A 13,117-nucleotide genomic window follows, 5' to 3' on the forward strand; every position below is an offset into this window, starting at 1 on the left:
CAATGGCTACGACAACAAGAACTCCTGAAGAGAATGCAGCCCTACGTGAGATTGAACAATTGGTACAATTTGCACGGGATCACAAATTAATACAGGACTTGGATACCGATTATAGCCGTAATTTACTGATGGATTTATTCGGTTTTACTGAACCTTATGCAGGTGAGGTAGAGAATAATCATCTAGATAGTCCGCAGTCTGCATTAAATATTCTAATTGATTATGGATCTCAGATTGGGCTTATTCCAGAGAATAGCGACACCTATCGTGACCTGCTAGATGCCAAAATTATGGGTCTCCTGATGGCACGTCCATCGGAAGTCATCCAAGAGTTTAAGGATACTTCAGCAGAACGAGGCGTTGAAGCAGCAACAGACGCTTTTTATAAATTATCGATAGATTCGAATTACATTCGGATGGATCGTATTTCTAAGAATGTTTACTGGAAGCAAGACTCAACGTATGGTGAGATTGAATTGACGATTAACTTGTCTAAGCCTGAAAAAAATTCTAAAGAGATTGCGATGGCGAAGTTACTGCCACCTCCAATCTATCCGAAGTGTCAGCTCTGTCGCGAGAATGTTGGATATGCGGGAAGGGTTAATCATCCTCCACGTCAAAATCTACGGATCATTCCGCTTGAGATGAATAACGAGCCATGGTTCTTCCAATATTCACCTTACGTTTATTATAATGAGCATTGTATCGTATTCCATCATGATCATGTGCCCATGAAATTGACGAAGGATACGCTAAAAAGACTACTATCTTTTGTGGACGTTATGCCACATTATTTTATTGGATCCAATGCGGATTTGCCTATAGTTGGGGGATCGATCCTAACTCATGACCATTTTCAAGGGGGACGTCATACCTTCGCGATTCAAAATGCCAAGAAAGAGGCTACATTCACAAACAGTCAGTATGCCGAAGTAACTGTAAGTATTGTGAGATGGCCTATGTCTGTTCTACGCCTGAGCTCACAAGACAGTACTGTACTGCTTGAGTGCGCTAATGGTATCTATGAATTCTGGAAGCAGTATAGTGACCCATCGGCAGACATCGTAGCCTATTCCATTGAGAATGGGGAGGAGATTCCTCATAATACGGTAACACCTATTGTACGCCGTACAGAAGATGGTAAATATGAAATGGATCTTGTACTTCGTAATAACCGTACGGATGAGGAGTATCCCGAAGGGATTTTTCATCCACATCGCGAAATGCACCATCTTAAAAAGGAAAATATTGGGTTAATTGAAGTTATGGGTCTAGCCATTCTGCCTGGACGTTTGAAGGAAGAGCTTGATCTGATTGCTGATATTCTAGCAGGTGATCAGGCGCTCTATCGTGATGTGTTAGCTGGCGAGAATCCGGCACTCGTACCTCATACAGATTGGATTCATTTACTTGTTAATGAGCACGGGACTAACTTCAGTAAGGAACAAGCGATTGCGCTTGTGCAACATGAGGTAGGACAGAAATTCGTACACATTCTTGAGCATGCAGGTGTTTACAAAAATACAGAAGCAGGTCAACAGGCATTCCATCGCTTCTTGCAGCATCTAGGTTATCGATTACAAGGGTAACACTCCCCCTAGTTCATACTTTTAGTAAACCGCCCTCCCGATTTGTCGGAGGGCGGTTTGTTTCATATGGGGATAAAGGATTATAATATTAAAGATTGAACTAAGTTATACCATTATGAAGTTGGAGGCGAAATGCATAATGAAGGAATTTGAATTTATAAATCCTACCAAGCTGATCTTTGGAAAAGGTAAGCTTGATGCTCTTAGAAATGAAGTGCCAAAATACGGAACGAAAGTATTACTAGTCTATGGTGGCGGTAGTATTAAACGTAGCGGCCTTTACGATAATGTCATGTCTATTCTAAAAGAAATCAGTGCTGAGGTTACCGAACTTAGTGGTGTAGAACCAAATCCAAGACTATCGACTGTTCATAAGGGTGTAGACCTATGTAAGTCCAATGGCATTGAATTGATCCTCGCCGTTGGTGGGGGAAGTGTACTCGATTGTGCTAAGGCTATCGCAGTAGGTGCCAAATACGATGGAGATATGTGGGACTTCGTAGAGCGTAAAGCGGCTCCGAAGGCAGCACTTCCGCTAGGGACTGTGTTGACCATGGCAGCAACAGGCTCAGAAATGAACGGGGGTTCTGTGATTACGAATGAAGACACGAAAGAGAAAATGGGCTGGGGTAGCCCGTTCGCTTATCCAGCATTCTCCATTCTTGATCCAGCGCATACCTTCTCTTTGCCTAAAGATCAGACCGTATACGGCATGGTGGACATCATGTCTCACGTGTTAGAACATTATTTCCATCTGGAGAATAACACACAGGTTCAGGATGGTTTCTGTGAAACGATTCTGAGAACAGTGATCGAGACCGCTCCTAAGCTTATTGAAGACCTTGAGAATTATGAATTGCGAGCTACCGTGATGTATTGTGGCACAATGGCACTAAATGGCATGATCAATATGGGAATGTCCGGTGATTGGGGCACGCATAACATTGAGCATGCCGTATCAGCCGTATATGATATTCCACATGGTGGAGGATTGGCGATCCTTTTCCCGAACTGGATGACATATAATCAGAGCGTGGATGTAGCCCGTCTCAAACGTCTTGCCGTGAATGTATTCAATATCGATGCTAACGGTAAAAGCGATGAGGAAGTGGGAGCTGAAGGGATCATAGCACTTCGCCATTTCTGGAACTCTATCGGGGCTCCAAGCCGCTTAGCAGATTATGATATTGATGCCAGTGAAATTGAAGTCATGGCAGATAAAGCGATGCGTTTTGGACCTTTTGGTAACTTTAGAACTCTAAACAAAGAAGATGTTATCGAGATTTACAAGATGTCTCTATAATCTATAAGCATGACTGTATCCAAATCTTCTGAATAATGCCTACTCCTTTTGGGGTGGGCATTGTTTTTGAAATAGGGGATTCCGATTGATTAAATCTGCTAACAAAGGTCATTAATATTAGAAAGCTAGGAAAATAATTGAAACAAAGGAAGCGGTTTAACGTATACACTATTATAGTCAGACAGGAGGATGAATGATGGAAGCACTATTCATGGGCTGCCTAGTAGGCGGAGTGCTTTTTGCCATTGTGACTGTGCTGCTAGGGGACATTCTAAGTAGTGCACTTGATGGCATGTTGGATTTCTTGTCAGTGGATTTTTTGAATCCTATGATTGTTGCAGGAGCCGTTACAGTGTTTGGTGGGGCAGGGATTTTATTTACCCGATATAGCGGGTTTGCTACAACGGTTATTGTCATTCTATCCATTCTAACTGCTATATTGGTATCGGTTGTTATCTATTTTTTATATGTTAAACCAATGGAGAACAGCGAGAATTCAACTGGATACTCTATCCAGGACATGATCGGGCGAATTGGTGAAGTTACCATCCCATTACCTTCGCAAGGATTTGGAGAAGTCATGATTAAAGTAGGCGCAGGGAATACATTACATATAGCCTCGAGCCTAGAGCAAGTTAGCTTATCAGCAGGAATAAGAGTGGTAGTTGTAGATGTGGAAGACGGATTTCTATGGGTTAGCGAATTTGAAGAGAAAAGAGGAGAGTGGGTATGAATATGGATTCAATACCAGATTATTTCATTATTCCTATTGTTGTCATCGGAGTTATTATTGTGCTTGGTTTGGCATTCTGGGCTAGGTATAAGACGGTTGGACCAGATGAAGCTATGATCGTAACAGGGTCGTTCTTAGGAAATAAGAATATTTCTGAAGAAGATGGTCGTAGAATTAAGATCGTTCGTGGTGGCGGAGCATTCATTCTTCCAATATTCCAACAGTCACAATTTATATCACTTCTTTCCCATAAGTTGGATGTCTCAACTCCAGAAGTATATACAGAACAAGGCGTGCCTGTTATGGCTGATGGTGTAGCTATTATTAAAGTGGGAGGATCTATTGAAGATGTAGTCACAGCATCTGAACAATTCATAGGCAAGCCTGTCGAATCGCTTAGAAGTGAAGCACAGGAAGTGTTAGAAGGTCATCTTCGAGCGATCCTAGGTATGATGACCGTTGAAGAGGTCTATAAAAATCGTGACAAATTCGCCCAAGAAGTACAGGGGGTAGCTGCACGGGATCTCAAGAAAATGGGTCTACAAATTGTATCTTTTACAATTAAAGATTTGCGCGATAAACACGGATATTTAGAAGCACTAGGTAAACCTCGTATTGCAACGGTGAAGCGGGATGCAGAAATTGCAGAAGCGGATGCTGTACGTGATGCGCGGATTCAGAAGGCTAATGCCGAAGAACAGGGGCAGAAAGCCGAACTACTTAGAGATACCAATATTGCTGAAGCATCCAAGGAGAAAGAGCTGAAAGTGGCTTCTTTTAAGAAGGAACAGGATACAGCAAAAGCAGAAGCAGACCAAGCCTATCATATCCAAGAGGCACGTGCTAGACAGATTATGGTGGAAGAGCAGATGCAGGTAGAACTGGTTCGCAAAAACCGGGAAATTGACTTGCAAGAAAAGGAAATTTTAGTACGGCAGATGCAATATGATGCTGATGTGAAGAAGAAAGCGGATGCGGATCGCTATTCCGTTGAGGTTGGTGCAGAAGCAGATAAGGCACGTAGAATGCTTGAAGCGGATGCGTTACAGTACTCCATTGAGACACAGGCCAAAGGATCTGCCGCACAGAAGCGTCTAGATGGTGAAGCGATGGCGGACGCGGAACGTGCAAGAGGTACCGCAGAAGCGGATGTTATTCGACTTCGAGGGCTTGCTGAAGCAGAAGCGAAAGAGAAGTTGGCTGAAGCATTCCAAAAGTACGGAGAAGCCGCAGTGCTTGATATTATCGTCAAAATGCTACCTGAATTAGCAGGACAAATTGCACGTCCACTAGCTTCTATTGATAAATTAACGGTAGTAGATACAGGAAAAGGCGAGGGGGCTGCTCGCGTTAGTAATTACGTGACCGAGCTCATGTCCACAGCTCCAGCAATGTTAAAGAATGTATCAGGTATTGATATCGAGAATCTGATCAAGGGATTCACACAAAAAGAACCTTCTGTGCAACCCGCACCAAGTCCAGCTGCAACACAACTGCAGGAGGATTGGGTTAATCCCGAAGCGGGTGCGACGAAAGAATAAGTGAAATAGCTCTGGTATCCATGGGTACTAGAGCTATTTTTTACAATAAGAATGTGTAGTGATTTACATCTTGTTATATTTGACTATTGCTTGAATTTCTGTTAGAATCATGAAGTTTAAGATTCACTAATGAGGTGCAAATGTGAGTAGCCTAAGAGTAACAAAAGTTCTAAATAATAATGTGATTATTGCGGATCATCCTACGTATAAGGAAGTTGTAGTTATCGGTAAAGGAATTGGTTTTAATCATAAAACCTACGATCATTTATCCGCAGCATCTGTAGAAAAAATGTTTATACTGACGAATCAGCAGGAACAAGAGCAATACAAACAATTAATTCCTCAAGTAGCTGAAAAGGTAATTGAAGTGGTGAATGAAGGCATTATCTATATTAATAAAAATTGTCATGCACCCTTAAACGAGCATATACACATAGCACTAACAGACCATATTTCATTTGCTATTAAGCGACATGAGCAAGGGATTAAGTTTACTAATCCTTTCCTATTCGAGACCAAAGAAATGTATCCTATGGAATATCAATTGGCAGAGTATGTAGTGGATTTAATACGTACTAAACTGAGTGTGGATTTAGAACAGGATGAGGTTGGATTTGTAGCTTTACATATTCATAGTGCTCTTACAGACCAACATATAACTGAGGTTAAGAAACATTCTGAGCTGGTTGTGCGGTTGGTTGATTTAATTGAAGAAAGGTTGGATTATCATATTCCGCGCCATTCGTTAGATTATTCTAGATTACTCACACACCTGAGGTTTGCTTTAGAACGGATAAGAAGAGGAGAGACTGATCTAGAAATTAGTTCACTGGATAAGTTGCTGCATGATCAATATCCTGAGTTATATTCTTTGGCATGGAAGTTGACTAAGGTGATGGAGCAAAGTTTGCATAAGCCTGTATATCCTTCTGAAGTCAGTTATTTAACGATTCATCTTCAACGTTTAGCAGAGAAGAAAGATAACCATGAGGACTAACTTTGGATTAGGTCTTGAATGTGTAATTAAAAGGTGCTACAATGGCTCTCGTGGTTTGACAATTAAATAAATCATTTTATTATACGTGTTACTGATTCGATCAGGCATGAGTTAATTACAGGTTTTTGGTTTATATTGTCCTTAATGGGCATTCTAACCTTGGGTTAGAATAACTAACCAAATCTATGTATACACTCATGTCTTTTTTGATGTTTCCCTGTCAACCCATACTAATTTCAATGAAGAAGGGAGTTCTAGCTAAAATGTTTAAGAAACTTTTTGGAGTATTACAAAGAGTGGGTAAAGCGTTAATGCTTCCAGTGGCCATTCTTCCAGCTGCCGGACTTCTGTTAGGAATCGGGAATATGCTCATTAATCCAGATTTTCTGCAGTATGTAACCGCTCTAGATACAGAATGGGTTAGGTCTGTCGCAATGATTATGATGAATGCTGGACAGATTGTCTTTGATAACTTAGCGCTACTATTCGCAGTTGGTGTAGCGATCGGGTTAGCGGGTGGTGAAGGCGTTGCAGGTCTTGCAGCGATTATAGGTTATTTGGTAATGAACGTTACCTTAGGAACAGCCGTTGGTGTAACACCAGCAATGGTGGGCAATGTTCCTGGATATGCCAGTATCCTAGGTATACCTACGTTAAGTACGGGGGTATTTGGCGGTATTATTATCGGGGTATTAGCAGCAGCCATGTACAATCGTTTTTTCAAAATCGAGCTGCCATCCTACTTGGGATTCTTCGCAGGTAAACGATTTGTGCCAATTGCTACCTCAGTAGCTTCGCTCCTAGTTGGTTTACTCTTAGTGGTTGTATGGCCAGCTGTTCAGGGTGGATTGAATTCAGTTTCTCACTTTATGGTCGATTCAAATCCAACGTTAGCGGCCTTCATTTTCGGGGTAGTTGAACGTTCACTGATTCCGTTTGGATTACATCATATTTTCTATTCGCCATTCTGGTTTGAATTTGGCGAATATGTGAACAGTGCGGGTGTTCTTATCCGAGGAGATCAACAAATCTTCTTCAATCAGTTACGGGATGGCGTAGAATTAACAGCAGGTACATTCCAAGTTGGTAAATTCCCATTCATGATGTTTGGCCTTCCAGCTGCTGCACTTGCTATGTATCATGAAGCAAGACCAGAAAACAAGAAGTACGTCGCAGGTATTATGGGTTCCGCGGCATTGACCTCTTTTTTAACAGGAATTACCGAGCCGCTTGAATTTGCATTCTTGTTCGTAGCGCCTCTATTGTTTGCAGTTCATGCGATTTTTGCAGGTTTGTCCTTTATGACGATGCAAATATTGGGTGTGAAGATCGGTATGACATTCTCCGGTGGTTTTATCGATTTCCTTATCTTTGGTATTATCCCCAATCGAACACCCTGGGTTCTAGTCATTGTTGTAGGGTTGATATTAGCGGTCATTTATTACTTTGGATTCCGGTTTATGATTCGGAAATTTAATTTGAAAACTCCAGGACGGGAAGAAGCTACTGTAGAGAGTGGAGATTCGGTTAAAGTAACAGCAGATGAGCTTCCGCGTAATATCCTTGAAGCCTTTGGTGGATCTTCGAATATTAAGCATCTAGATGCTTGTATCACGCGCTTGCGGATTGAAGTTAATGATAAGACTCACGTCAACAAGGATCGTCTGAAACAGCTTGGTGCTGCGGGTGTCTTGGAAGTGGGTAACAATGTCCAGGCTATCTTCGGTACTCGATCTGATACGATCAAAACGCAGATGCAGGATGTTATGGCTGGACGCGTTCCAATGCCAACTGCAGTAGTGCCACCAGTAGCACCGCCAGTCACAGAAGTAGAGGGTGACGTAGCTCCAGAGACTGAAGCGATTGTAGCGGAAGAAATTGTGATGCCTGTGAACGGTGAATTAATGGATATTTCCTTGGTTCCTGATCCTGTATTCTCTGAACGCATGACGGGCGATGGATTTGCAGTATTGCCTCATGACGGTACAATTACTTCTCCAGTCAATGGTACAATATTCAATGTGTTCCCTAGTAAGCACGCAATTGGGATCATGTCTGATGGTGGCAAAGAAGTGTTGGTGCATATTGGTGTAAATACAGTCAAACTTAAAGGACAAGGCTTTAATGTCTTAGTACAAGAAGGAGATATTGTAACTGCGGGACAACCGATTATGGAAGTGGATCTAGCGTATGTGAAAGAGCATGCTCCATCCATCATTTCTCCGATTATATTCTCTAATCTTCCTGAAGGTGCTTCTGTAACGTTAAACAAGACAGGCGTGCTGAAAATTGGCGAAGAGAACATTATTACGATAAAATGATTCTTAATGTTGCTATTACTTTAATGTATTGTTAACGACTGCAATAGAATAAGTAAACTAAAATTATATTGAAAGAAGGATGAATATTATGCAAAAAACATTCAAAATTATCGATGAAGATGGAATTCACGCACGTCCAGCAACAGCTCTAGTGAGCGCTGCTACTAAATTTAAAACAACAGAATCGTTTGCTGAATCCAATGGCAAGAAAGTAACTTTGAAATCTATTCTAGGGGTTCTATCTTTAGGTCTTGAAAAGGGAGATACATTGTCCCTTATTACAGAAGGTGAACAAGAAGCTGAAGCATTGGATACATTACAAGAAGTGATGATCAGTGCAGGATTAGGCGAGTTACATGAATAAGATTACAGGTATCGCTGCTTCGGCAGGGATTGCCATTGCTCGAGCGTTCATTCTAGAACATCCTGATTATTCTATAGAGAAACAGCATGTAGAAGACACATGGTCTGAAATCACTAAGCTTGATGATGCTCTAGAGAAATCTAGAATAGAACTCGAAGCAATTAAGGATCGTACACTTCAAGAATTGGGTGAGAAGAAGGCTGAGATTTTCGAATCTCACCTTCTGATCCTGAGTGATCCAGAATTTATTAGTCCTGTAAAAGATCAAATTGCTGCGGATTCATTAAATGCTAGCTTCGTATTGAATGAGGTAGCCGGGCAATTTATTAATATGTTTGAGAATATGAAAAGTGAATATCTACAGGAACGTGCTGCAGATATGCGCGATGTAACGAAACGGATTCTAAAGCACTTATTAGGCTTGAATTATGTAAGTGCTGCTGAAATTAACGAGGAAGTTATCGTCATTGCTGAGGACTTAACACCTTCAGATACAGCGCAGCTTAATCGTCAATATGTCAAAGGATTTACAACGAATATTGGAGGAAGAACCTCTCATTCTGCCATTATGGCTCGTTCACTTGAGATTCCTGCTGTTGTAGGTACGAAGGATATATTGAAACATGTAACTAGTGGAGATCTTATTATTGTGGATGGACTAGCTGGTGAAGTCATTATTAATCCATCAGAAGAATTGGTTGCGGAATACCACAAGAAACAACAGGAATATGATCTGCAAATAACAGAATGGAAGAAACTTCGTGATGAACCTACAGTTACTCAAGATGGTAAGCATGTTGAGCTAGCAGCTAATATCGGAACACCAGCTGATGTTGAGGGTGTCTTGGAGCATGGTGGAGAAGCTGTCGGATTATACCGTACAGAGTTCCTATACATGGGTCGGGATAAGCTTCCATCAGAAGATGTTCAGTATAAAGCGTACAAGACCGTTCTTGAGAAAATGGAAGGTAAGCCCGTCGTTGTTCGTACACTAGATATCGGTGGAGATAAGGAACTTCCTTATTTGGAAATGCCAAAGGAAATGAATCCGTTTCTTGGCTTTAGAGCGATCCGCTTGTGTCTAGATCGACAAGATATTTTCCGTGTACAATTACGTGCTTTGCTTCGGGCTAGCGTGTACGGTAACCTACGAATTATGTTTCCAATGATTGCTACCTTGGGTGAATTCAGACAAGCGAAAGCATTGCTACTTGAAGAGAAGGCGAACTTAGCTTCTGAAGGCATTGAAGTAGCAGAGAATATCCAGCTGGGCATCATGGTAGAGATTCCAAGTACTGCTGTACTTGCAGATCTGTTTGCTAAAGAAGTCGATTTCTTCAGCATCGGTACGAATGATCTGATTCAATATACAATGGCGGCAGATCGAATGAACGAACGTGTATCTTATTTATATCAACCCTATAATCCATCTATCCTTAGATTGGTCAATATGGTCATTGAAGCTGCGCATAAAGAAGGCCGTTGGGTCGGAATGTGTGGGGAAATGGCTGGTGATACAACAGCTATTCCGTTGTTGTTAGGATTAGGTCTTGATGAATTTAGTATGAGTGCATCTTCTATTCTTCCTGCACGGAGCTTGATTTCAAAGCTATCTACATCGGACATGCAACAACTAGCTGCAACTGCTCTTACGCTAGGTACTGCGGAAGAAGTTGTGGAATTAGTAAAGACAACATTAGGCGAATAACTTCATATGACCTGATATCATTCTCTATATGACAGATGTTAAGACCTGTCGCATAACGCTAGACAGTGGTTCAGTCAAAAGAGCGGTTTCCTTCATGGAAACCGCTCTTTTGTATTCCATTACGAAGGATAAGATGACCTGAAACAAGTTCAGTTTAGGACCATATAACTTTAATTTGATCGATATTTGGATAATACCCTTGCCAATGAGGCTAGTGCTACATAGTATATGTTGAAAGCGATTTTTCCTAAGGCATAATATGGTGGTGACATGGATGATGAATATAACAAGTTATTATGAAGGTCGAGATTTGGGCTGCAGCTATTCAATAAGTGGCAGTACATTCAAAGTTTGGGCGCCAACGGCGAGTCTCGTATCCCTAGTTCTATATAAAGATGCAGGTCATTATAATCCTCAAGGTCAAGTGACGGAACATAGTGATGGTACGGAGATTGTCATGACGTTGGAAGCGAGTGGTGTATGGTCTATCCATTTGGCTAAGGATTTAGAAGGTTTGTTCTATATGTACAAAACGGAATTTGCCAATGGTGTTGTTCGCTATGCTGTTGATCCTTATGCAAAAGCGGTAGCGGCTAATGGCGCAAGAACCGCAATCGTTAATTTGAGATCCACAGACCCGTCAGGTTGGAATGAGGATATAAAGCCTCCCCTGGTTCATGTAACGGATGCTATTCTGTATGAGCTTCACGTAAGAGATTTCTCGATGCATCATGACTCAGGAATGAGTCAAAAAGGGAAATTCAAGGCATTTACAGAGAGTAACCTTAAGGATGCTGATGGAAATTCACTTGGCATTGATCACTTAGTGGAACTAGGAATTACGCATGTACATTTGTTACCCGTATTTGATTATAAGACCGTAAATGAGTTGTCCTCACAAGATCAGAACGCCGACGAGCTTCTGTATAATTGGGGATATGACCCGCAAAATTTCAACGTACCTGAGGGTTCCTATGCTACAGATGTAATCAACCCAGCAATAAGGATTAGAGAATTCAAAGAAATGATCCAAACCTTCCATAGAAAGGGCATTCGGGTCATTATGGATGTTGTGTACAATCATACCTATGTGGTGGATGACGGCCCCTTTGAGCCGATTGTACCAGGGTATTTCTATCGAACAGATCATGCAGGTAGGTTGTCTAATGGTTCTGGAGTAGGCAACGAGATTGCTTCTGAAAGACCTATGGTACGCAAATATATTAAAGATTCTGTTCGGTATTGGGCAGAGGAGTATCATGTGGATGGGTTTAGATTCGATCTGGTTGGACTTATTGACACACAGACAATAGATGAGATTACACAAGAACTGCATTTAGCTGATCCTACCTTAATGATTTATGGAGAACCGTGGACGGGAGGCGAATCTCCTCTGGCTCAACAGACTTTAAAAGGTTCGCAAAAAGGTAAGGGATTCGCTCTATTTAATGATCATTTTCGGCATGCTATTAAAGGTGATAATGACGGCTGGGGACGAGGATTCGCTACAGGCGAGTCAGGGAAGGAGTTTGCAATCATAGGTGGAGTGATGGGGTCGATACATGACTTTACAAATTCTCCAACAGAGTCGATTAATTACGTAACCGTTCATGATAATTTGAATTTATGGGATAAGGTATTGACAACAGAAGGTCTACGTAAGGATGCAGGATTGCTCTCTGCGGTCAGTACGTTAGCTACGACTGCTTTAGAGACTGTAGACCCTTACAGAAGCATAATGATGAAGGATGTGCTTCATAGTGAAACTGTTCGTAGGACGATTCTGGCCAATGGTATTGTGTTAACATCTCAAGGGATTCCTTTGTTCCAAGCAGGGGATGAGATCCTTCGCTCTAAATTTGGTGATCACAATAGCTACCAAAGTGGGGATATTATTAATGCTATTCGGTGGGATAACAAACGAAGGTTTCATTCTGTATTCCGCTATTACAAGGGTCTAATTGATTTACGGAGGGCTCATCCCGCATTTAGAATGCATTCTAAAGAGCAAATAGAAGCCCATTTGGAAGTGCTGCAATGTGGAGATAATCTAGTGACGTATCAGTTAAAGAATCATGCGAATGGAGATAGCTGGAGTAATATTATGGTCAGCTATAATGCCAACAACCATGAGAAGCTCGTTGATTTACCTCACTCTAACACAGGTTGGAATATTGTGGTTAATGAACACGCGGCTGGTGTTAAGTCATTGAATAAAGTGTATGGAGATTATGTTTCCGTACCGAAAATTTCAATGATGGTACTTTATCAGGAAACTGATGCTAAGCCCTATGTTACAAGAGATATTGAACTTCACTATGAACGCCCTGACGGTGATTACGAAGGGTGGAACTTGTGGGTATGAGGAACAGGTATGAGGGAACATGCCGTGGACTTCAGTAGGGTGGTGGATGGCCGAGCGGTCGCTGTTATTCCGGTGGTACCTGGTGCCAAACATATTGGCTTGGCTATCTTATTCGTCTTCATGAATGGGAGGAGAAGGACGTAGAGAGAGATCGATATATCGATCTTAGTTTATCGCAAGGTCCACTTCGTGTCAT

The 13,117-nt window shown here is 41.6% G+C and carries 10 protein-coding genes; all 10 read left to right on the forward strand.

Annotated elements, in window-relative coordinates; genetic code table 11:
• The first annotated feature begins 2 nt into the window (after positions 1 to 2).
• The 10 genes from J2T13_RS02175 (at position 3) to J2T13_RS02220 (ending at position 13,065) form a co-directional block, all read left to right on the forward strand.
• On the forward strand, positions 3 to 1,589 hold the full coding sequence (locus J2T13_RS02175) for a UDP-glucose--hexose-1-phosphate uridylyltransferase (protein WP_429367900.1): 1,587 nt from the start codon (positions 3 to 5) through the stop codon (positions 1,587 to 1,589).
• Between the two features lie 139 nt (positions 1,590 to 1,728).
• Positions 1,729 to 2,892, forward strand: coding sequence for an iron-containing alcohol dehydrogenase (locus J2T13_RS02180; RefSeq protein ID WP_429367902.1), 1,164 nt, complete (start codon positions 1,729 to 1,731; stop codon positions 2,890 to 2,892).
• Between the two features lie 196 nt (positions 2,893 to 3,088).
• The gene (locus tag J2T13_RS02185; protein ID WP_429368303.1) at positions 3,089 to 3,625 is read left to right on the forward strand and encodes a protease; all 537 of its coding nucleotides are present in this window, start codon (positions 3,089 to 3,091) and stop codon (positions 3,623 to 3,625) included.
• Between the two features lie 2 nt (positions 3,626 to 3,627).
• Complete coding sequence (locus tag J2T13_RS02190; RefSeq protein WP_429368305.1) at positions 3,628 to 5,166, forward strand: flotillin family protein; 1,539 nt, start codon at positions 3,628 to 3,630, stop codon at positions 5,164 to 5,166.
• Positions 5,167 to 5,308: 142 nt separating this feature from the next.
• Entirely contained in the window at positions 5,309 to 6,163 is an 855-nt protein-coding gene (gene glcT / locus J2T13_RS02195) for a glucose PTS transporter transcription antiterminator GlcT (protein ID WP_429367904.1), read from the forward strand.
• Positions 6,164 to 6,426: 263 nt separating this feature from the next.
• Positions 6,427 to 8,484, forward strand: a complete 2,058-nt coding sequence (gene ptsG / locus J2T13_RS02200; protein ID WP_429367905.1) for a glucose-specific PTS transporter subunit IIBC — start codon at positions 6,427 to 6,429, stop codon at positions 8,482 to 8,484.
• A gap of 88 nt (positions 8,485 to 8,572) precedes the next feature.
• Positions 8,573 to 8,848 (forward strand): HPr family phosphocarrier protein, encoded by a 276-nt coding sequence (locus tag J2T13_RS02205; RefSeq protein ID WP_429367907.1) that lies wholly within the window; start codon positions 8,573 to 8,575, stop codon positions 8,846 to 8,848.
• Entirely contained in the window at positions 8,841 to 10,556 is a 1,716-nt protein-coding gene (ptsP, locus tag J2T13_RS02210; RefSeq protein WP_429367909.1) for a phosphoenolpyruvate--protein phosphotransferase, read from the forward strand. The genes J2T13_RS02205 and ptsP overlap by 8 nt, the downstream gene beginning before the upstream one ends.
• Positions 10,557 to 10,830: 274 nt before the next feature.
• On the forward strand, positions 10,831 to 12,921 hold the full coding sequence (pulA, locus tag J2T13_RS02215; RefSeq protein ID WP_429367911.1) for a type I pullulanase: 2,091 nt from the start codon (positions 10,831 to 10,833) through the stop codon (positions 12,919 to 12,921).
• A gap of 9 nt (positions 12,922 to 12,930) precedes the next feature.
• Positions 12,931 to 13,065, forward strand: coding sequence for a hypothetical protein (locus J2T13_RS02220; protein ID WP_429367913.1), 135 nt, complete (start codon positions 12,931 to 12,933; stop codon positions 13,063 to 13,065).
• Positions 13,066 to 13,117: the final 52 nt, after the last annotated feature.

Source organism: Paenibacillus sp. DS2015 (genome assembly GCF_050433705.1).
In the GTDB taxonomy this organism is placed as follows: Bacteria; Bacillota; Bacilli; order Paenibacillales; family Paenibacillaceae; genus Paenibacillus_AQ.